The 21,369-nt window shown below is 68.8% G+C and carries 13 protein-coding genes; 8 read left to right on the top strand and 5 right to left on the bottom strand.

Annotated elements, in window-relative coordinates; genetic code table 11:
- The first annotated feature begins 118 nt into the window (after positions 1-118).
- From mscL to ACFY3D_RS28760, 3 genes are all read left to right on the top strand, one after another.
- The gene (mscL, locus tag ACFY3D_RS28750; protein WP_362897477.1) at positions 119-547 is read left to right on the top strand and encodes a large conductance mechanosensitive channel protein MscL; all 429 of its coding nucleotides are present in this window, start codon (positions 119-121) and stop codon (positions 545-547) included.
- A gap of 129 nt (positions 548-676) precedes the next feature.
- A complete protein-coding gene (locus ACFY3D_RS28755; protein WP_389984865.1) occupies positions 677-3,745 on the top strand; it encodes a BTAD domain-containing putative transcriptional regulator in 3,069 nt (1,022 codons plus the stop codon).
- Positions 3,746-3,994: 249 nt separating this feature from the next.
- Complete coding sequence (locus tag ACFY3D_RS28760) at positions 3,995-4,747, top strand: hypothetical protein (RefSeq protein WP_389984868.1); 753 nt, start codon at positions 3,995-3,997, stop codon at positions 4,745-4,747.
- 180 nt (positions 4,748-4,927) lie between these two features.
- Here ACFY3D_RS28760 and ACFY3D_RS28765 read toward each other — a convergent pair whose 3' ends face one another.
- The 3 genes from ACFY3D_RS28765 to ACFY3D_RS28775 all read right to left on the bottom strand — a co-directional run bounded on the left by ACFY3D_RS28765 (position 4,928) and on the right by ACFY3D_RS28775 (position 6,868).
- Complete coding sequence (locus ACFY3D_RS28765; protein ID WP_389984871.1) at positions 4,928-5,353, bottom strand: cellulose binding domain-containing protein; 426 nt, start codon at positions 5,351-5,353, stop codon at positions 4,928-4,930.
- A gap of 883 nt (positions 5,354-6,236) precedes the next feature.
- Positions 6,237-6,626: a type II toxin-antitoxin system VapC family toxin gene (locus ACFY3D_RS28770; protein ID WP_389984874.1), complete on the bottom strand. Its 390-nt coding sequence runs from the start codon at positions 6,624-6,626 to the stop codon at positions 6,237-6,239.
- The gene (locus ACFY3D_RS28775) at positions 6,623-6,868 is read right to left on the bottom strand and encodes a hypothetical protein (RefSeq protein ID WP_389984877.1); all 246 of its coding nucleotides are present in this window, start codon (positions 6,866-6,868) and stop codon (positions 6,623-6,625) included. The genes ACFY3D_RS28770 and ACFY3D_RS28775 overlap by 4 nt, the downstream gene beginning before the upstream one ends.
- 1,081 nt (positions 6,869-7,949) lie before the next feature.
- Between ACFY3D_RS28775 and ACFY3D_RS28780 the strand changes: the two genes are divergently transcribed.
- On the top strand, positions 7,950-8,666 hold the full coding sequence (locus ACFY3D_RS28780) for a GntR family transcriptional regulator (protein WP_389984880.1): 717 nt from the start codon (positions 7,950-7,952) through the stop codon (positions 8,664-8,666).
- Positions 8,667-9,349: 683 nt separating this feature from the next.
- Here ACFY3D_RS28780 and ACFY3D_RS28785 read toward each other — a convergent pair.
- Both ACFY3D_RS28785 and ACFY3D_RS28790 read right to left on the bottom strand, forming a co-directional pair.
- The gene (locus ACFY3D_RS28785; RefSeq protein WP_389984883.1) at positions 9,350-10,330 is read right to left on the bottom strand and encodes a Gfo/Idh/MocA family protein; all 981 of its coding nucleotides are present in this window, start codon (positions 10,328-10,330) and stop codon (positions 9,350-9,352) included.
- Positions 10,331-10,432: 102 nt separating this feature from the next.
- Positions 10,433-12,016, bottom strand: coding sequence for a peptide chain release factor 3 (locus ACFY3D_RS28790; RefSeq protein WP_389984886.1), 1,584 nt, complete (start codon positions 12,014-12,016; stop codon positions 10,433-10,435).
- Positions 12,017-12,267: 251 nt separating this feature from the next.
- Here ACFY3D_RS28790 and ACFY3D_RS28795 point away from each other — a divergent pair, with 251 nt between their 5' ends.
- The 4 genes from ACFY3D_RS28795 (at position 12,268) to ACFY3D_RS28810 (ending at position 21,364) form a co-directional block, all read left to right on the top strand.
- Positions 12,268-13,029 (top strand): PP2C family protein-serine/threonine phosphatase, encoded by a 762-nt coding sequence (locus ACFY3D_RS28795; RefSeq protein ID WP_389985319.1) that lies wholly within the window; start codon positions 12,268-12,270, stop codon positions 13,027-13,029.
- Between the two features lie 559 nt (positions 13,030-13,588).
- Positions 13,589-14,209, top strand: coding sequence for a hypothetical protein (locus tag ACFY3D_RS28800; protein WP_389984889.1), 621 nt, complete (start codon positions 13,589-13,591; stop codon positions 14,207-14,209).
- Between the two features lie 13 nt (positions 14,210-14,222).
- Positions 14,223-16,361, top strand: a complete 2,139-nt coding sequence (locus tag ACFY3D_RS28805) for a flotillin family protein (RefSeq protein WP_389984892.1) — start codon at positions 14,223-14,225, stop codon at positions 16,359-16,361.
- Positions 16,358-21,364, top strand: coding sequence for a DNA repair ATPase (locus tag ACFY3D_RS28810; protein WP_389984895.1), 5,007 nt, complete (start codon positions 16,358-16,360; stop codon positions 21,362-21,364). Before ACFY3D_RS28805 ends, ACFY3D_RS28810 begins: the two co-directional genes overlap by 4 nt.
- Positions 21,365-21,369: the final 5 nt, after the last annotated feature.

Raw genomic sequence — 21,369 nt, forward strand, 5'->3', positions numbered from 1 at the left:
TCAGAAAGAAGCCGATCTCAATGACCGACCGATCAGGACACGCTCGGGCCTCGGCGGCCCTCCCGCTCCCGATTCCTCCCCGGCCTGAAGACCGGAGCATCCTCGGGAGGTTCTGGTGATGGGCGGATTCAAGAAGTTCCTGATGAGGGGCAACCTCGTCGAGCTCGCCGTGGCGGTCGTGATCGGAGCCACCTTCAGCGGGCTGGTGCAGGCCCTGGTCAAGGACCTCATCACGCCGCTGATCGGGGCGATCACGGGTGGTAGGGAGCCGGACTTCTCGCAGTACGTGTTCACCATCAACGGCTCCAAGTTCATGTACGGCGACTTCATCAACCACCTGCTGAGCTTCCTGATCATCGCCGCGGTCATCTACTGGTTCGTCGTGATGCCCATGACCCGGCTGGTGGCCTTCTTCGACAGAAACAAGAAGGCCACCGAGAAGGACTGTCCGGAGTGCCTGAGCAGCATTCCGGTCGAGGCCAAGCGCTGCGCGTTCTGCACCGTGGAGCTGTCGCGGGTCGCCGCCGCCGACAAGCCGCCGGCGTAACCCGGCCGCGACGCCCGCATCCCGCCCCGGCACCCGGGCGCCCTCGGGGCCCGGGGTCCTCAATGATCATTGACGGGCAGTGGAAGGTCGGGCAAACTTGGCCCCTGCGAAGTCTTCCAGGGGAGTGGTATGGACTTCTCCGTCCTGGGGCCGGTCGAAGTGCGCGCCGACCACCAGGCGCTTCCCCTGGGCGGACGCAAACAGAGGGCCCTGCTCGCGGTGCTTCTTCACCACGCCAACAGGTCCGTACCCGACGACCTGCTCGTGGACGCGCTCTGGAGCGAGCAGCCGCCGAAGACGGCCGCCAGCAACCTGCGCCTGTACGCCTCCCGTGTCCGCCAGTCCCTGGGCGGCGACCGGATCCTGCGCCGGCACGGCGGCTACCTGCTGGTCGTGCACCCCGGCGAGCTGGACGTCCATCGATTCCAGTCACTGGCGGTGGAGGGCCGCGACGCGTTCCTGCACGGCGACCACCACGAGGCCGCCGACCTCCTCCACCGGGCCCTGCGGCTGTGGCGCGGTCCCGCGTACGCCGACCTGCGGTTCGTCGACGACCTGTCCGGCGAGGCGGCGCGCCTGGAGGAGCTACGGCTCACCACCCTGGAGAACCGCGTCGAGGCCGACCTCACGGTGAGGTTCCAGCCGGAGCTCGTCGCCGAACTCACCGGCCATGTGAACGCGCACCCGCTCCGTGAACGCCTGCGGGCGCACCTCATCCTGGCGCTCGCCCGCTCCGGCCGGAGCGCCGAGGCGCTCACGGTGTACGCCGACGCCCGGCGCCTGCTGAACGAGGAGCTCGGCGTCGAGCCCGGGGAACGGCTCCGCGACCTCCACCGGCTGATCCTGGCCGGGGAGTGGGCGACCCCCGAGCACGCGCAGGACGACCAGCCGGAAACCGGACAGGGCCCGCCCGAGTCGCGCGATCCTCCCGCGGAGCTGCCGATGAACATCGCCGACTTCGCGGGGCGCGACGAGCAGGTGAGGGAGCTCGTCGCCCGGCTGGAGGAGTGCTCCACGACGACCGTCTCGGTCATCACCGGAATGGGCGGCATCGGCAAGACGACGCTGGCGCTGCACGTGGCGCACCGGATCGCGGACAGGTTTCCCGGAGGGCAGCTCTACGTCGACCTGCAGGGCGCGCACGAGGAGGAGCAGGCGCACCCCGGCCACGTGCTCGGACGGTTCCTCGTCGCGCTGGGGGTGCCCGGGTCGAGCATCCCCGAGTCGGTCGAGGCACGCGCCGCGCTGTACCGCAGCCGCCTCGCCCGCGAGAAGGTCCTCATCGTCCTCGACAACGCGGCCTCCGAGGAGCAGGTCAGACCCCTGCTCCCCGGCGTGTCCGGCTGCGCCGTGATCGTCACGAGCCGCGCGAGGCTCTCCGGCCTGGAAGGCGTACGGCCGGTCGAGCTGGACGTCCTGAGCACCCAGGAGGCCGTGGAGCTGCTCTCGCGGATGATCGGGCACGACCGCGTCGCCGCACAGCTCCCCGCCGCCACCGAGCTCGTCTGGCTGTGTGACCGCATCCCGCTCGCCGTACGCGTCGCGGGCGCGCGGCTCGCCGCCCGTCCCCGGCAGAGCATCGCCTGGCTCGTGGGGCGGCTCGCCGACGAGCGCGGACGCCTCGACCAGCTGACCGTCGGCGACCGCGCGGTCAGGGCGAGTCTCGCCCAAAGCTACGTCGGCCTCCCGGAGAACGCGCGACGCGCCTTCCGGCTGCTCGGCCTGCTCGACGTACCCGGCTTCGCGAGCTGGGTCCCCGCCACCCTGCTCGACCGCCCCGACCAGGAAGGGCAGACATACCTGGAGCTCCTGGTGGACGCGCAGCTCGCCACCATCTCCGGGATCGACGCCACCGGACAGGCCCGCTACCGCTTCCACGACCTCGTCCGGCTGTACGCCCGCGAGCGCGCGGAGGCCGAGGAGGAGCCCGCCGAGCTGCTGCGCGCGACGACCCGGGCGTTCGGCGCGTGGCTCTGGCTGGCCGAACAGGCGATGGAGCACGTCCACGGCGCCTGCTACGCCGTACTCCACGGCCCCGCACCGCGTCGTGAACTGCCCGGGGAGATCACCGCGTCCCTCCTGCGCGACCCCCTCGCCTGGTTCAACGCCGAACGGACCGCGCTCGCCGGTCTCGTCGAACAGGCCTGCGCCCTCGCACTCGACGACTTCGCCTGGGACCTCGCGGGATGCCTCGAACGCTACTTCGACTCCCACGGCTTCTTCTCCGAGTGCCGACGCCTCAACGAACGGGCCATGCTCGCCTGCCGTACGGCGGGAAACCTGCTCGGCGAGGCCGTCATGCTGCGCGGACTGCTCGACGTGACCACCTGGACCGGCGTCGAGCACGAGGGCGGCGCGATGGTCGCGCTGCACACCAACGCCGTCCGGCTCGCCGAGATGTTCGCCGAGGTCGGCGAGCTGCGTGGGCTGTCGGACGCCCACGTGATGTGCGCCTGGGGCCTGGCCGCGCAGGGATTCGTCGAACCGGCCGTGGAGGCGGCGGAGACGGCGCTGCGCCTCGCCGAGGAGACCGACCACCTCGGCGGCCGGGCGCGCGCCCACCTCGCCCTCGGCATCACGAACGGCCAGCGGGACGTCCTCTCGGCGATCCCGCACCTGGTGAGCGCGCTGCAGGTGGCGGAAACGCTGGGAAACCCGCGCTTCGAGGCGACCTGCCTGCAGTTCCTCGGCCTCGCGTACGTCGAGACCGGCCAGTTCGAACCCGCGGAACGGTGTCTCAACCGCTCGCTCGTCATGTCCCGGATGGCGAAGGACCCGGCCTCCGAGACGATGACCCTGGTCACGCTGGCGAAGCTCTACAACGGCGACGGCGACGAGCGGGCCCGGCCCACCGCCGACACCGTGGAAGAGCTCAGCCGCCGCTACAACCTCACCCACCACCTCGCCGACGCCCTCTGGATCCTGGGCGACCTCGACCGCGCCGACGGCGACCACGCGCGAGCCGTCGAACGCCTCACCGAATCCGTGGCGCTGTGGCGCACCCGCAGCTGGACCACATACCTGGCGGGCGCGCTCCGCAGCCTCGGCCTCGCCCACGTGGCGGCCGGCCACGGGGAGAAGGCCCTGAAATGCTGGCGCGAGTCCCACGAACTCTTCACCCTCATCGGGGACAGGGCGAAGGCGGACGACCTCGCCGGACTCCTCGGACGCCACTCCTCGATCACAGGCTGTCCCTGATCAGTTTTTTCCGGTGTATGCGAAAAATATGCAGTGGCTCCGTAGGGTCCGGGTGGCAGGAGATTTAGTGGTCGTCTGAAGCTTCACGATCCGTACGAGAATGAGCAGGCTCATTCTCACCGGGGTCACACAGGGGCTGACCCTTCCCGCGTATCGTGAGCCCTCGGCCATCAGCGTGTCCTCCGGGCCGATCACCCGATCGGTCCGGCCCTTTCCCTCATGGAGAGGCACCCGGAGGACAATGGAACCGTGAGTTTCGAACTGGCCGTCTGGTACGAGCCCAAACCGATCACCAGGGAACACGCGGAGAACGTCTTCCTGGGCCTCCGGGACCCGCGTAACACCGAGCCTCGCCCCGACGCCGGGGCGGCTCCCAGCGGGGAGTCCCATGACGCCGGGACGCGTCCCGGCGGGACGCCTCATGACGCCGAGACGGCTCCCGCCGGGGAGCCTCAGGACGCGGGTCCCCGTCCCGAAGAGGGGGAAGACGCCGCCGAGGCGTACCCAGGGCTGGTGGCCTTCGCCGACCGGTTGCCCGAGGCCGAGTGGCTCTCCCCTGACCACATCCTGATCAGCATGGACCCGGAGCGTGCCGACGAGGTGTCCTCCGAGGTCTTCGCCCTAGCCACCGAGTGCGGGCTGGTCTGCTACGACCCGCAGCGCGGCCTGGTGCACAACCTGTCTCCGCGAGGCATCTACCCGACCATGGAGATGCGCACGGGCGACGGGATGATCGTGGTCTCACCGGACCTCCAGCTCATCTCCGACGCGCTCGCGACCATGTCCCCACAGAACCCGTTCACCGCCCTGGTCGTCTTCGGCGAGCACTTCGTCCAGAGCTCGCCGGAGATCTCGGGCTACGAGCTTGAGTACAAGGACAGCGTCAGAAACCGGATGTTCCGCACGCACGTCCAGGACCTGAAGGCGGTCCAGGAAGCCTTCACCGAGTACGCCACCGGCGAGCGCGCCTTCCTGGAACGCCACGACTGGAAGCTCGTCTGACTTCGTTTTGGTGGGGTGGTTCCATTTTGCCGGGGCCGGCGGTGATGCGCTGGAGTGTGCGCCAGCGGCCTTCGAGCCTCATGGCCCGGGTGAACGTCGTCGCAGAATACGAGAAGTTCCTGATCTCGCGACAAACTGAAAGCTGACGAACGGACGAGCCCTATGGACTCGCCCGTTTCATCAATAGGTGATGGTGCACTGACTGGAAGTGGGAAGAGGCGGCGAGGTGGTCGTCATAGGCATGTCGATCTCGAACCCGAAGTTCGCGTACTGGTTCGGCAGGATGGCGCCGTTCCACGACGCCGGTCTCCACACGGTCGTCGAGAACCTATTCACGTTCCAGAACAGGTGAACGACCGCGCCCGCCGAGAAGGGAAAGTCGATGACCGCCTCCCAGGTGGTCGACGGTGTCGTGCCGGTGTTGGTCAGCCGCGCATCGACCTGCCACCTGTACTGCCCGCCGACGGTCCCCCGGTAATTGGCTTGGAACGTCAGCGTGCAGGTGGTGGCGGCGTCGGCGGGTGTGACGACGGCGAACGCGCCGAATAAGGCGGCCACCAGCCACATGATCAGGCGCCGTCGCCGACGGACGCGCCGTTCTGTCATGGGCCTCTCCTGTCAGGAAGTGCGCGCGATGAAAGACACGCATAGGCGATGATCGAACGATACGGTCGGCGTCGAATACCGTCAACGGCGCTGAAAGTTTCAGCTATTCAATGAAATGATCTCAGTGGAATAGTTCCGACAGCTGGGATTTCCGAGGCATGAATGGTGGAATTCCGGACTTATCGGGAGAGGTCGTCGACGGCCGGAAATGTGTTTCGAGGCGAGACCGGCATCCCCAAAATCGGCCGCGACCACAAGATCTTCCGTGCCACCGCCTACCGCTCCATCGACGAAGGAATCGAGATCCTCGCTCAAAGGCCGCTGGCGCACACTCCAGCGCATCACCGCCGGCCCCGGCAAAATCGGCGACATCGCCCGCACCGTCCTCGTCCTCACCCAGTTCGAGCACGGCAGACTCATCTAAAAGTCGCTGAGATCACCTCGTTGTGGTTGTTCGTGCCCGCGTGCGGCGGGTGGGTGGCTCTTTGTGCCCGCTGCGGTGGGCGGGTGCTCCGGCCGGCCGTCTCAGTTACTGTCTGGTGTTTCAGGCCTCCGGCCTGCTCGGGCGTGGTGGTTGCGGGCTCTTTTTAAGCCGGCCGGAGCACCCGCCCACCTCCGCTGCACGTGTTCCGGCCGTGCGGGGTGCGGGCCGTAGTTGCTTTCTTTCCGGCTGCCCTGGCGACCCGCCGTCGCTGAAGCGTCTTTGAAGGCGCGTTCAGGGTGGGTCGCCGTAGCTGAAGCGTCCCGTGCACGACCCAGTCCAGGGCTGAGGCGCCACAGTCCGCCCCCGTGTCAATGATCAGGTGCATGACGCCGCTGGCGGCCAGGCTCACTATCACCCAGCTGAGGATCCAGCGACAGTGACCTATGTTGTCGCCGGACGTTACGGCTGTACGGGGGTGATGTCGGTGTGCGGGAAATCCTCGCCTTTGAAGAGCAAGGGCTGGTCGAAGTCTTTGGCGAGAGCGTAGGCGAAGCAGTCGCCCATGTTGAGTTTGGCCTTGGAGTGGTTGCCCTTGCCGTATGTCTGGTAAGCGCGGCGCGCAATCCTGGCTTGATTAGGCGTTACTGGCTCGATGATGAGCCCCATCTCGTTAATGAGCGTGTCGAAGGCGTTGCGCATGGTCTCGCCGCGATTGTCGGCCACGATAGCCGCTTCGACGTAGTTGACAGCCGAGATACGACCCACGGCTGCGGCGATGACCTGAGCGAAATGGGCGGCCTCAGGCTCCCCGTTGATGACGGCGATGATGGCGCTGGAATCGATGATCATGCGGGAAGGCCGGTGTTCGGGTCGTACAGGTCTTCAATGGACAGCCGGTCCTGATCGAGGTGAGCGCGCATGTCGGCGGCAATGCTCAGGATGCGTTCGGCTCTGGCGGCGGTTCCGGAGCGTCGTTCCAGCGCATCCAGACGGCGTTCGAGCACTTGAGCGGCGTGCTGGGTTTCCTCGGCCAGCCGGATGACCCGGCGGGCGAGATCATGAATGGGCTCGTGTTCGAGGTCCACGCTCACCGTCGCTCGCTCCTTCGGTCGCGTTACCTGGGTTACATCATCAGCGTAGCCGTTGGCCAAGCCTTTCTAGTGGCATGTCACTGAACCTCGCTGGGCTATTTGATCTCGGCGGGTGAGCAGGCCAGCGTGGTCCCCAACGACACCGACTTCGTCGCCAAGATGCAGCACGTCTTGGCCCCGTACGACGCCTCACCACATGGTGTGCGTGGATGAGTTCGGCCCTTTGAACCTGCAGCCCCACAAGGGCAATGCCTGGCGGCCAGGCAAAGACCCCGCCGTCTGCGGGCCACCTACAACCGCTACAGCAACACCGCCATCGCCACCAACATCCGCTGGCACAACCGGCACGCCCCGCCCAAGGTCAGCTTCCCGGCCAGCTCCCCGATCCGCTCATGGACCCGTTATCCCACCAAGGCTGCGTGACACGCCACTAGATCGTCTTTCAAGGCGCCCTGCCCCATGACGGCCAGGGCGCCTTACGTGTTTTCGGCACCTTCAAAGTGCCTCGGGGCCCTCCGGGCGCGAGGAGAGGGGATCACGGCCGCATGGGCACGATGGCGTGGGATTCCGTGTGTCGCCGTCCCCAAGCCAGAGGAGGTCGGAGCGAAGCCGCCGTGCGGCACTGTGCGCGCTCGTCCACCGGCCGAAACCGTTGCCGTTCACTCCGACGGTTGCCGCCGCTCCGCCCGGCAGCGTCAGCCCGTATGCCACCACCTCTGTCATGCCTCCTTCGTCATCCCCCGCACACTCCTGAATCAGGGCGAACAGGCGTGGCTCACCTGTCAGGGCGGGTGTCTCTACACGGGTGTGTCCCGGCTCCGTGTCGCGCGTGAGGTCTCCACTGACGCCCGAATCATGGCGGGCGGGCGGTTGGTCGGACTCATGGGAACGTTCCACAGCGAGTGCTCTCTTCCTGCCTGGCGCCTTGCGAAGGCGGTGCGATCTGAATTCGTTCGCGAAGCAGCCTGCCTGTTCTTTGGTCAGCGGCAGCTCTATAGTGTTCTAGAGCACTGGCAAAGTCAATCGCTGATTCAGAGTGCACTAGAACAGGGGTCTCATGATGGCTGGCAGCCCGCAGGCGATGGCTCCGTACAGGCGGATCGCCGCGCAGATCAAGGCCAGGATCGAGAGCGGGGAGATCCGGCCCGGCGACCGGATTCCGTCGGTGCGGGAAATCATGCGCGACGAGGGGGTGTCCACCGCGACGGCCACCCGAGTCGCGGCCGTCCTGAGGGCGGAAGGCTACGCGGAGTCGGTTCCGGGGATCGGCACCCTGGCCAACCTGCCGAAGAAGATCACAGCAGGTTCCGATCGCCTTCAAATGCTGCGGGCGAACGGGAGCGGCTACCGTCAGGGCGAGCGAGTCGAGATCTTGAGCGCCGGTCTTGTTCCGGCACCCCAGGCGGTCGCGGACGCGCTGGAGATCGAAGAGGGAGTCGCTGTCGTCCAGCGTCGTCGCGCCTACTACGACGACAGAGGGCTCGTGGCGCTGTCCACCTCATGGCTTCCAGGTGAGCTGGGCCAGGTGGTGCCCGAACTACTGGTCGCGGAACCACTCCCGAGAATGACCTTCGGGCTGGTCGAGGACAGAGCAGGGCGACGGGCCGTCCGACGGCGCGACATCGTCGCCATCAGGCCGATCCCCGAGGACATCGCCTCGGCGCTCGGCATGGAAAGCGGTCAACCGGCACTCACCATGACCAACCTCTACTGGGATCAGCACGACGAGGTGACCGAGTACGCCGTGGACTTTCTCGGCCCCGGCCGCGAACTCTCGGCCGACTACACCCTGGAATAACCCCTCGACCGGATGGCCTGGCTGGCCAAGAAGACGGTCCACCTTGTCCTGATCTCTGCAGGGATCGCCATCTCTGCAGAGATCGCCCTACCTCGGCGGTAATCAACGGGTGACATCCAAGGCCCGAATGCTCGCGACATAAGTGGTGAAACCCGCACATCGTGGAAGAACCACTGCGTCGGACAGCCAAGGGCGATCGCGATGAGACCGGTGTCCACGACGAGGGTCTTGCAGCGTGCGCCGATAGCGCTGCCTCTGGCGCCTCAGCCCTGGACTGGGTCGTGCACGGGACGCTTCAGCTACGGCGACCCACCCTGAACGCGCCTTCAAAGACGCTTCAGCGACGGCGGGTCGCCAGGGCAGCCGGAAAGAAAGCAACTACGGCCCGCACCCCGCACGGCCGGAACACGTGCAGCGGAGGTGGGCGGGTGCTCCGGCCGGCTTAAAAAGAGCCCGCAACCACCACGCCCGAGCAGGCCGGAGGCCTGAACCACCAGACAGTAACTGAGACGGCCGGCCGGAGCACCCGCCCACCGCAGCGGGCACAAAGAGCACCCACCCGCCGCACGCGGGCACGAACACCAAACCACACCGGCGCAATGAGCACCCGCACAGCGCACCCGGAAAACTCCGGGTGCACCGAAAGGGAACAGCCCCAGCTATAAGAAAAAACGCCCGATCAACTATTCACCCGGGAAACGGACACCCACCTGCGAGCGGACCTCGTCCATGATGCCCATCACGTCCAAGGTCGCCTGCCAGGGCATCAGCGGGCTCTCCAGCAGCCCCTCCCGCAGGCAGCGCATCGCCTCGACCGCCTCGTGCAGCATGCCCTTGCCCTCGAAGGGGACGTGGAAGGTCTCCGGCTCGCCCTCCGTGGGGTGCAGGACGAAGGTGTCGGGGCGGAAGAACGGGCCGGGCACCTCGATCCGGCCGAGCGGGCCGGAGATGGATGCGGCGACCGGGCTGTGCGTGGTGAGGCCGCAGGACAGCAGGGCGACCGCGCCGTTGTCGTAGCCGAGCAGCACGCCGGTGTTCTCGTCCACCCCTTCGGGGGTGAGCCGCGCCCAGGAGCGCACACCGGCCGGGACACCGAGCACCATGTGAGCGAAGGAGATCGGGTAGACGCCCACGTCGAGCAGGGCGCCGCCGCCGAGTTTCGGGTTGCGGAGCCGGTGCTCGGGCGGGACGGAGACGGAGAAGCCGAAGTCGGCGTGGACGGTGTTGACCGGGCCGATGGCGCCTCCCTCGACCAGTTCCATGACCTTGCGGACGGCCGGGAGGCAGCGCGTCCACATCGCCTCCATCAGGAACAGGCCGCGCTCCCGCGCGAGGTCGACCAGCGCGGCGGCCTCGCCTCGGTTGAGGGTGAACGCCTTCTCGCACAGGACGGCCTTGCCTCCTTCGAGGCAGGCCCGTACGGCGTCGTGGTGGGCGTTCTGGGTGTTGGCCACGTAGACGATGTCCACGTCGGGGTCGGCGGCGAGCTCAGCCCAGCTTCCGTGGGCCCGCGGGATGCCGTGCCGGTCGGCGAAGGCCCGTGCGGACTCCTCCGACCGCGATCCGACCGCGACCACCTCGGCGTCCGGCAGGAGCTTCAGGTCCTCGGTGAAGGTCGCGGCGATGCCGCCGGTCGCCAGAATTCCCCACTTAATCACACTCATAACGACATATCTCACCATGAATGTGCAACGAGAAGGTCTCCTGACCTCCCCGTCTCACTTCACGCGAGCCTCACCCGGGCCCCACCCGGCCCGTACACACGCTCACCCGCGCGTGTCCGCGAGCAGCGCGTTCAGCACCAGGTCGGGGTGCTCGCGCAGCACGCCGCGCATGCGCCACTCGTCGGTGAACAGCGCGAGCAGCACCCCGTCCAGCGAGCGGGTGAAGACCTCCACCCCGCGCTGGCGGGCCAGGATCGACGCCGACTCGGCGTCGGTGAGCCTGGCGATGCTGAAGTCGAGCCGGTCCATCAGGATCTCGGTGTTGAACTCGGCGGCCATGCGGTGCTTGACCACGTCGAACTGCATCGGCCCCACCGCCGCGAGCACCGGCGACTGGTCACCGCGGACGTCGGAGCGCAGCACCTGGACCACGCCTTCGGCGTCGAGCTGCTCGATGCCCTTGCGGAACTGCTTGGATCGGCTGGAGTCGCGGACCCTGGCGGTGGAGAAGTGCTCGGGGGCGAAGCTCGGGATCCTCGGGAACTCGACGGGCGGGCCGTCGTACAGCGTGTCACCGGGCCGCAGCGCGCTGGCGTTCACCAGGCCGACCACGTCGCCGGGGTACGCCTCGTCGATCGTGGCGCGCTCCTGGCCGAAGACCGACTGGGCGTACTTGGTGGCGAACGGGCGAGCGGTGGCCGCGTGGACGAGGACCATGCCGCGCTCGAACCTGCCCGAGCAGACCCGGACGAACGCGATGCGGTCGCGGTGCGAGGGGTCCATGTTGGCCTGCACCTTGAAGACCAGGCCGGAGAAGGGCTCCTCCAGCGGGCGCGGGTCGTCGGCGACGTCGGGGCGGGGTGTGGGGGCGGGGGCGATGTCGACCATGGCGTCCAGCAGGCGGCCGACGCCGAAGTTGGACAGCGCGGCCCCGAACAGCACCGGGGTCGACTCGTGCGCCTCGAAGGTCTTCTGGTCGTGGTCGGCGCCGATCGCCGAGAGCAGGTCGATCTCGTCCTTGGCCCGCTCCCAGTCGCCGCCCAGCTCCGCGAGGGCCTGCTCGGCGCTCAGGTCGGTCTCGATGGCCTTGGTGGCGCCGCCGGGGGTGCGGGTGTAGCGGACGATCCGGTCGTCGGTGCGGTCGGCCACGCCGTGGAAGAAGCCGCCGGTGCCGATCGGCCAGGTGATCGGCGTCGGCTTCAGGCCGGTGCGCTCCTCGATCTCGTCCAGCAGCTCCAGGGCCTCGCGGCCCGGCCGGTCCCACTTGTTGACGAACGTGATCACAGGGATGCGGCGGTGCCGGCAGACCTCGAACAGCTTCAGGGTCTGCGGCTCCATGCCCTTGGCCGCGTCGAGGAGCATGACCGCGCAGTCGACGGCGGCGAGCACCCGGTAGGTGTCCTCGGAGAAGTCGGCGTGGCCGGGGGTGTCGACCAGGTTGAACATGTGTCCGCGGTATTCGAACCGGAGGGCGGCGGAGGTGATCGAGATGCCCCTGGCCTTCTCCATCTCCATCCAGTCGGAGGTGACCCCGCGCCGCCCGGACTTGCCGTGCACCGCACCCGCCTGGCTGATCGCGGAGGCGTGCAGCGCCAGTGCCTCGGTCATGGTCGACTTACCCGCGTCGGGGTGGCTGATCACCGCGAACGTGCGACGACGAGCCGCCTCCTGAATGATCGCGGCCATTACAGATCTCCTAGCGATGCGTGAGGTGGGGCAATCCGGGCACAGTGCGGGGGTGCTGGAGGGACCCCGCGTGGCGCTGAAAACAGCTTACGCGCCACTGTGGGTGTCAACAGATGTGGCAACACTTCCCCAGGCCGCTTGCGTCACCATGGTGTTAAGTGGATTGTGGAACATCTCGGTTCGCCCTATGCCCATCCCAACTGTCCGAAAGCGGCTCAGCTCGTGCAACTCGACGATCTAGTGATGTGCAGATGATCACGCTGCGCTATACGGCAGGTTCCGACGTCGGCCGGATCCGGCAAGGCAACGAGGACGCCGCCTACGCGGGCGCCCGGCTTCTCGCCGTGGCCGACGGGATGGGTGGCCACGTGGGCGGGGAGGTCGCCAGTTCGGCGGCGATCGCCAGCGTCGCCTCCCTGGACCACGAGTGCCCCGGCGACCTCGCCGCCGCCGCCGAGGCGGGGGTCCGCAAGGCCAACCAGCGCCTGCGCGAGCTGGTCGAGGAGGACCCGTCGCTCACCGGCATGGGGACCACCTTGACCCTGATGCTCTGGAACGGCTCTCGCGTCGCCCTCGCCCACATCGGCGACTCCCGCGCCTACCTCCTGCGCAACGGTGACCTGTACCAGATCACCTACGACCACACCCTGGTCCAGACGCTGATGGACGACGGCCGGATCACCGCCGAGGAGGCGGCCCGCCATCCGCACCGGTCGATCCTGCTGCAGGTCCTCGACGGCGGCGACAATCTTGAGCTCGACCTCTCCCTGCGGGACGCCGAGCTCGGTGACCGCTATCTGCTCTGTTCCGACGGGTTGTCGGGGGTGGTCGAGGCCGAGCGGCTCCGCCAGGTGCTGGCCGAGGTCGACGATCTCGACGAGGTGACGCGGCAGCTGATCGCGCTCGCCTGCGAGGCGGGCGGGCCCGACAACATCACCTGCGTGGTCGCCGACGTGGTCGAGGGGGAGATGTCGGACACCTCGGTGGTGGTCGGCTCGGCCAACCCCTCATAGAGATCGAACTCGGCGAAAGCCTGCCTCCCGCGAAGACCGGACCATCGCTGGAATCGCCTCCTTGAGGAGACCTGACTCTCACGGAGGGAACCGGCTCATGGGCGCCCTCTTGTGTAGGGAGCCGTTCCGGTAGGTGAAGGGTTCTGGCCGCCGCCGGAGACAACGGCTATCGTCGGAGATCCTCGCCGATCACCGCCCCGGAGGGATGTCCTCATGTACAAGGAGTTCGCCATCGAGGCCGTCGTGTGGCTCATTCCGATCGTGATCCTCGTCGGTCTCGCCTACATGATCACTCGCCCCGCCTGACCTCCGCGACGGTTTTCCGGAGCGTCTTCTCGCGACAGAGCCGAGGACGCGGAGCCCGCTCCCGCTCCTCCGCTTCCGCATGCCCCCTGCCACCGGCCCTCGTACGCGCCGGTGGCCGCCACGGTTAAGGATCATGCGGATTTCTTCCGCTTCGGGAACTATCTCCTTTAACTGTTCTTTATCTGTATATAGTCACCTACACGTGTTCAGGGGACCACGTTCCGACAGATCAGCGGGGGGATTTCGCACGCCAATGGGCCAGTTCGTCGATGCCGCACTGTCTTTTCCGACCGTCCTGTTCACGTTCATGCTTGTGGTGATCATCGCGTACTGGATGCTCGTCGCGGCCGGCGTGTTCGGGTTCGACGGTGATGGCGGCGACGGCGGTGACGGTGCCGAGGCGACGGGGGCCACCGGTTTCCTCAGCGGTCTGGGACTCGGCGGAGTCCCGGCCGCGGTGGTCGTCTCGCTGCTGGTCGTCGTCGCGTGGTTCGCGAGCCTCGTGGGCGGCACGCTGTTCACGAGCACCCCCGCCCTGGTCGCCGTACTGGTCGCGGCACTGGTCTGCGCCTGGGCATGCACGCGCCTCGTCGTCCTCTCACTGCGACGGCTCGTCCCGAAGGAGCGCGTCCCCTCCCGCGCCGACTTCGTGGGCCGCGTGTGCGTCATCCGCACACGCCGCGTCGGCCGTGACTTCGGCCAGGCCGAGGTCACCTCCGCCGACGGCTCTTCCGCTCTCGTTCAAGTACGACAGACCGGTGACGAGGTTTTCGCCGCCGGCAGCGTCGCCCTGATCTTCGCCTATGACTCCCCCGGCGAGTTCTTCTGGGTGATGCCGTACGACGCGGAACTCGACCCTGATCGTTCCATTTAACCGAGGGGCCACATTGGACGTCATCTCCACCGGGCTCGGCATCCTTCTCGCCGTCGTCCTCCTCGTCGTCATCGGCATGCTCTTCATGATCAGCCGGTTGTTCTACAAGGTGGAACAGGGCAAGGCCCTGATCATCTCGAAGATCAACAAGGTTGACGTCACCTTCACCGGCGCCGTCGTGCTGCCCGTCTTCCACAAGTCCGAGCTGATGGACATCTCGGTGAAGACCATCGAGATCGCGCGCACCGGCCGTGAGGGCCTGATCTGCCGCGACAACATCCGCGCCGACATCCGCATCACCTTCTTCGTCCGCGTCAACAAGACCGTCGAGGACGTGGTGAAGGTCGCCCAGGCCATCGGCACCGCACGCGCGAGCGACCAGGAAACGCTGCAGGAGCTGTTCAACGCCAAGTTCTCCGAGGCGCTCAAGACGGTCGGCAAGCAGCTCGACTTCGTGGACCTCTACACCCAGCGTGACCAGTTCCGCGACCAGATCATCCAGGTCATCGGCACCGACCTCAACGGCTACAGCCTTGAGGACGCGGCCATCGACTACCTGGAGCAGACCTCCCTGGCCGCTTTGGACAGGAACAACATCCTCGACGCGCAGGGCATCAGGAAGATCACTGAGCTCACCGCCATCGAGCACGTCCGGACCAACGAGTTCCAGCGGCGCGAGGAGAAGGAGATCACCCGCCAGAACGTGGACGCGCGGGAGGCGATCCTGGAGCTGGAGCGCCGTCAGGCCGACGCGGAGACCAAGCAGAAGCGCGAGGTCGAGACCATGCGGGCCCGCGAGGAGGCGGAGACCGCCAAGGTGCAGGCCGAGGAGCGGCTCAAGGCGCAGGCCGCGCACCTGCGTACCGACGAGCAGCTCGGCGTCCAGCACGAGAACCAGGCCCGTGAGATCGCGGTGGCGGCGAAGAACCGCGAGCGGGTCATCGCGATCGAGACCGAGCGCATCGAGAAGGACCGCCTGCTCGAGGTGATCGCCCGCGAGCGCGAGACCGAGTTGTCGCGCATCTCCAAGGACAAGGAGCTGGAGGGCGAGAAGCGCGCCATCGCCGAGGTGATCCGCGAGCGAATCGTGGTGGAGAAGACGGTCGCCGAGCAGGAGGAGAGTATCAAGCGCCTGCGCGTGGTCGAGGAGGCCGAGCGGACCCGCCAGGCTGTGATCATCCAGGCCGAGGCCGAGGCGCAGGAGAGCCTGGTCAAGGACATCAAGGCGGCCGAGGCCTCCGAGGCCTCGTCCAAGCACAGGGCGCGCGAGGCGCTGGTGCTGGCCGAGTCGCGGCAGCAGGCGGCCGAGCTCGACGCCCGCGCCAAGATCCGTCTCGCCGAGGGCGTGCAGGCCGAGGCCGCCGCCGTCGGCCTGGCCGAGGTGCAGGTACGCGAGCGGGACGCCGCGGCGATCGAGAAGGTCGGCCGCGCCGAGGCCGCCGTCGAGCGGGAGAAGGCGCTCGCGATCGCCGAGGGCGAGCAGGCCAGGGCCCACGCCGTCGCCACCGCGGTCCGCGAGAAGCTGAAGGCCGAGGCCGAGGGCGAGCAGGCCATGGCGCTCGCCGCGGCCGCGACGGTCGGCGAGAAGCTCAAGGCCGAGGCCGAGGGTCTCACCGAGAAGGCCGCGGCGATGGCCGCGCTCACCGACGCGACCCGCTCCCACGAGGAGTACCGCCTGCGGCTGGACGCCGAGAAGGAGATCCGCCTCGCCGGGGTGAACGCCCAGTTCAAGATCGCCGAGGCACAGGCCTCCGTGGTGTCGGCCGGACTGTCCAAGGCCAACATCGACATCGTCGGCGGCGACACCGTGTTCTTCGACCGGCTGATGAACTCGATCGGCATGGGCAAGGCCGTGGACGGCTTCGTGGAAAACTCCGACGTTACCCGCACCCTGGCCGGGCCCTACCTGGACGGCTCGGCGAGCCTCCCCGCCGACCTGGGCAGGGTGATCGGCTCGATCGACACCGCCGACGTGCGCAACCTCTCGCTGTCCGCGCTGCTGATGAAAATGATGAATGAGGGCGGTCCCGACGCGGACAAACTGCGTGGCCTGCTGAGTGAGACCTCGGCGGCCACGACCGAGGTCCCCGTCGCCGCGCTCGACACCGTCGGCAACTCCACCGGCAACTCCACCGGATCCGTCAAGCGGTGACGTCCTCCACGGCGGAGGCCGTCACCGGCGCCCCCGAGGAGGGGGCGGGGCTGGACGCGGGCACCTACGAGGTGCTCCGCGCCCGGCTGGCCGAGCAGGCCGCCGAGCTGGCCCGGCAGTCCGACGCGCTCAACGCCGAACGCCTCGCGGTGTTCGGCGGGGCCGAACTGCGTCTCATCGGCACCGAGCGGATACGCACCGAGAACAACTGCGTGCCGCGCGACATCGTCTCGGTCGGCGGGCTCATGCTCTTCGGCTACAACGTGTTCATCGGGATGAAGCCGGAGACGGCCGTCGAGGACGTCTTCTCCGCGCACACGTTCGTCCGGGAGGACGGGGACGGCGGGAGCGCGTTCCGGTTCGACCCCGTGCCGATGTTCCGCGACCCGCGCTTCGAGCGGGACTTCGCCGACCTCTACCGGTACTACCGGGAGACCCGGCTGCTCCAGCTCCGCCGGGTCGAGGGCAAGTTGCTCGCCGTTTTCCAGACCGGCCCGCAGGACACCCGCGTGCTGCGCTGGCAGGTCGATGCCGACGGCACGCTCTCGTACATCGACGACCGTGGCGAGCGCGACCACACCTTCCCGCCCTCGCACGACTTCGAGTGGATCCCCACCACCCGCGACGACCACGTGCTGGGCCGCCACCCGCACATCTCGATCGAGGGCGAGGTGTTCGTCGAGACCGTCGGCGGCGACCTCACCATCAAGATCGAGAACAACACCGAGAGCGGGGAGGGCATCTACCGCGAGCCCGTCACGGAGCCGCTGCAGAGCCTCGCCGACGCGGAGGTCCACCACGCCAGGATCGGCCCGCTGATCCTGCTGCGTGTGCGGCCGTACAAGGAACCCGAGTGGCGCCACCTGGTGTTCAACACCCGGACCAAGGAGGTGGTCCGCCTCGACGGCATCGGGCAGGCCTGCCAGCGCCTGCCCGAGGACCAGGGGATCATCTTCCCCGGCGGCTACTACCTGTCCACCGGGGTGAACAAGACGTTCGACACCGACGTGTCCGAGCTGGAGTTCGAGCGGGTGATCCGCTCCCCCAACGGCGAGGACGTGCTGTACGTCTTCCACGCCCGCGCCGAGGGCCGGTCGCTGCTGCTGCCGTACAACGTGATCCGCAAGCGGGTGGAGACCCCGCTGTCCTGTCACGGGTACTCGCTGTTCGACGACGGCACGCTGGTCGTCTTCAGGGCCACCTCCGACGAGCCCACCCGCGTCCACCCCATGCAGGTCTGGCAGACGGCCTACCAGTCGGACGTCTACGCGGCCGGGCGACCGGTCGGCACCGGGCCGCTGGAGCGGATCGGCAACGCGGAGCTGGTGCGCGGCATCTCCGACTGCCTCTCGGTGGCGCGGATGGTCGAGGAGATGGCGCCGTCGATCCCGGTCTTCGAGGCGCTGATCGCCTCCTGCGCCCGGGTCTTCGACCACTACCACTGGCTGGGCGAGCACCGGCTGCGCGGCCCGCTCGTCGACCTGCGGGCCACCGCCGAGCAGGTGCTCGACGAGTTCGAGAAGGTCCAGTCGCTCACCCGGCAGGCCGCCGAGGCGCTGGAGACCGCCGAGGCCGAGGTCACCGCGCTCGTACGGCACACGCGGGCCGACGCGCCCCGGTCCGCGCGGGGCTGGATCGACCGGCTGTCGGAGCTGCGGCGCTCGCAGGGACACCTGGTGACCCTGCGCGAGCTGCGCCACGTCGACACCGCGAGGATCGACGCGCTCGACGCGGAGCTCACGACCGAGCTGGGCGGCACCGCGCGGCGCGCGACGGAGTTCCTGCGGGGAGACGACGCCTTCGCCGGGTACCACGCGGAGGTCGAGCGGCTGGTCGCCGACGCGGGCGCCATCGCGACCGTGGCCGAGGCGGGGCCGGTCGGCGAGCGGCTGGAGGGGCAGGCACGCGGCCTGGAGATCGTGGTCGAGGTGGTCGGCACGCTCGACATCGCCGACGCCACGGTGAGGACCGCCATCCTGGAGCGGGTCGGCGAGGTGCTCGGCGGGGTGAACCGCGCCCGCGCCACCCTGGAGGCCCGGCGCGCGGAACTGCTCGCCGGTGAGGGGCGGGCGGCCTTCGCGGCCGAGTACGCCCTGCTGGGGCAGGCGATCACCGGGGCGCTCGCGATGTCCGACACCCCCGAGCGCTGCGACGAGCAGCTGGGCCGCCTGATGCTCCAGCTGGAGAACCTGGAGTCGCGCTTCACCGAGTTCGACGACTTCCTGGGGCAGCTCGCCTCCAAGCGGGAGGACGTCTACGAGGCGTTCTCCTCGCGCCGCCAGGCGCTGCTGGACGAGCGGGCCCGCCGCGCCGACCGGCTGGCCGACTCGGCGACGCGCATCCTGTCGAGCGTGCGGCGCCGGGTGGCCGGGCTGGCGTCGCTGGACGAGGTCAACACCTACTTCGGGTCCGACCCGATGGTGCTCAAGCTGAAGGGCGTGGCCGGGGAGCTGCGCGCGCTGGGCGACCAGGTGCGCGCGGAAGAGCTCGAAGGCCGGATCAAGTCGGCCCGCCAGGAGGCGGGCCGCGCCCTGCGCGACCGGCTCGACCTCTACAGCGACGGCGGGGAGACCATCCGGCTCGGCCGCCACCTGTTCGCGGTCAACACCCAGGCGCCCGACCTCACCCTCGTCCCGCACCAGGACCAGATGGCCTTCGCCGTCACCGGGACCGACTACCGCTCCCCGGTGCGCGACGCGGCCTTCGAGGAGACCCGGCCGTTCTGGAACCAGCTGACGGTCTCGGAGTCGCCCGAGGTCTACCGGGGCGAGCACCTCGCCGCCTCGATCCTCGCCGCCGCCGAGGCCGGAGCCCCGTTCTCGTCCGGTACGGGCGGGAACGTGATCTCTCTGGACGCGCTGCACGAGGCCGCGGTGGACGGCGGGGAGCTGCTGGAGATCGTCCGCAAGGTCGCGGAGACCCGGTACGACGAGGGCTACGAGCGCGGCGTCCACGACCACGACGCCACCGCGATCCTGCGGGCCGCGCTCCGCCTGCACGCGGGCGCCGGACTGCTGCGCTACCCGCCCGCCGCGAGGGCCGCCGCCCAGCTCTTCTGGGCCTTCGGCACCGACGAGGCGGCCCGCGCGGCGTGGACCACCCGGGCGACGTCGCTCGTACGGGCACGGACCCTGTTCGGCAGGGTGGAGGCGGTCCAGGAGACCCGCGCCGCCCTCGGCTCCGCGATCGCGTCCTTCTGCCGGGATCTCCTCGGCGACGCGGGAGAGGTCGGCGTCTTCGAACTGGCCGGGGAGTACCTCTTCGAGGAGCTGCCCGGCAAGCCGTTCGGTTTCGTGACCGGTGCGGGAGCCCGATCGCTGCTCGACCGGTTCGACCGGGCGCTGGGACCGGCGCGTGGGGAGTTCGAGGACGACCTGCGGGCGCTCGGCGACGACCTCGCCGCACGTCACCGCCTGGCCGAGGCGTGGCTCTCGGCCTTCGACGTCTCGGCTCCGGGCTCCGGCATGGACGCGGCGCCGGCCGGAGGCGCGGGACGGGCTTCGGGAGCCGGTTCCGCGGAGCTGGTGGAGGCGGTGGCCGTACTGCTGTGCGAGGTGCCCCGGCACGACTCCTCCGCGGCGCTGACCGCCACGGTCGAGGGGCTGCTCGGCACGCACCCCCGGATCTCCGGGCACGCGATGGAGCTTCGCCTGGACGAGTTCCTGACCAGGACCCGGCACTTCCGCGACCACCGCGTCCCCGCGTACCGCGCCTACCAGAAGCGGCGCAACGAGCTGGTCGCGGCCGAACGCGAGCGGCTGAGGCTGGAGGAGTTCCAGCCGAAGGTGATGACCGCCTTCGTCCGCAACCAGCTGCTCGACGAGGTCTACCTGCCGCTGATCGGCGACAACCTGGCCAAGCAGCTCGGCGCGGCCGGGGACGCCAAGCGGACCGACCAGATGGGCATGCTGCTGCTCATCTCCCCGCCGGGCTACGGCAAGACCACCCTCATGGAGTACGTGGCCAACCGGCTCGGGCTGATCTTCGTCAAGGTCAACGGCCCGGCCCTGGGGCACCTGGTGACCTCGGTGGACCCGGCGCAGGCGCCCGACGCGACGGCGCGGCAGGAGATCGAGAAGATCTCCTTCGCGCTGGAGATGGGCAACAACGTCCTGCTGTACCTGGACGACATCCAGCACACCTCCCCCGAGCTGCTGCAGAAGTTCATCTCCCTGTGCGACGGCCAGCGCCGGATGGAGGGCGTCTGGGAGGGGAAGACCCGCACCTACGACCTGCGCGGCAAGCGCTTCGCGGTCTGCATGGCGGGCAACCCGTACACCGAGGCGGGCAAGCGCTTCCGTATCCCCGACATGCTCGCCAACCGCGCCGACGTGTGGAACCTCGGCGACGTGCTGTCGGGGCGGGACGAGCTGTTCGCGCTGAGCTACATCGACAACGCGCTCACCTCCAACCCGGTCCTGGCGCCGCTCTCCACCCGCGACCGGGGCGACATCCGCCTTCTGGTACGGCTGGCGCGGGGCGACTCGGGGGTCCGGGCCGACCAGCTCTCCCACCCGTACTCCTCGGTGGAGCTGGAGCAGGTCCTCGCGGTGCTGCGCAAGCTGCTGCGGATCCAGCGGGTGGTGCTCGCCAACAACCAGGCGTACATCGCCTCCGCCGCCCAGGCGGACGCGTCGCGGACCGAGCCTCCGTTCCAGCTCCAGGGCTCGTACCGGAACATGAACAAGCTCGCGGCCAGGGTCGTCCCGGTGATGAACGACGCCGAGCTGGAGGCCGTGATCGACGACCACTATCTCGGCGAGGCCCAGACCCTCACCTCGGGCGCGGAGGCCAATCTGCTCAAACTGGCCGAGCTGCGCGGCACCATCACCCCCGTGCAGGCCGCGCGGTGGGCCGAGGTGAAGGCCGCCTACCTGCGTTCCCAGGCTCTCGGCGGCGCGGAGGACGACCCGATGACCCGCGCGGTCGGCGCGGTCGGCCTGCTGGCCGACCGGGTGAGCACCGCCATCGAACACGCCGCCGACCGCCTGTCCCCCGACTGATCGAC

Origin of the sequence: Streptosporangium sp. NPDC000509, assembly GCF_042898365.1 — a bacterium.
Classification (GTDB): domain Bacteria; phylum Actinomycetota; class Actinomycetes; order Streptosporangiales; family Streptosporangiaceae; genus Streptosporangium.

Excerpts from the sequence above, each read along its gene's own strand:
- ACFY3D_RS28790 (WP_389984886.1), bottom strand. The coding sequence starts at position 12,016 with ATGGCCGCGATCATTCAGGAGGCGGCTCGTCGTCGCACGTTCGCGGTG.
- mscL (WP_362897477.1), top strand. The coding sequence starts at position 119 with ATGGGCGGATTCAAGAAGTTCCTGATGAGGGGCAACCTCGTCGAGCTC.
- ACFY3D_RS28755 (WP_389984865.1), top strand. The coding sequence starts at position 677 with ATGGACTTCTCCGTCCTGGGGCCGGTCGAAGTGCGCGCCGACCACCAG.
- ACFY3D_RS28770 (WP_389984874.1), bottom strand. The coding sequence starts at position 6,626 with ATGATCATCGATTCCAGCGCCATCATCGCCGTCATCAACGGGGAGCCT.
- ACFY3D_RS28800 (WP_389984889.1), top strand. The coding sequence starts at position 13,589 with ATGGGCCAGTTCGTCGATGCCGCACTGTCTTTTCCGACCGTCCTGTTC.
- ACFY3D_RS28765 (WP_389984871.1), bottom strand. The coding sequence starts at position 5,353 with ATGACAGAACGGCGCGTCCGTCGGCGACGGCGCCTGATCATGTGGCTG.
- ACFY3D_RS28785 (WP_389984883.1), bottom strand. The coding sequence starts at position 10,330 with ATGAGTGTGATTAAGTGGGGAATTCTGGCGACCGGCGGCATCGCCGCG.
- ACFY3D_RS28780 (WP_389984880.1), top strand. The coding sequence starts at position 7,950 with ATGGCTCCGTACAGGCGGATCGCCGCGCAGATCAAGGCCAGGATCGAG.
- ACFY3D_RS28795 (WP_389985319.1), top strand. The coding sequence starts at position 12,268 with ATGATCACGCTGCGCTATACGGCAGGTTCCGACGTCGGCCGGATCCGG.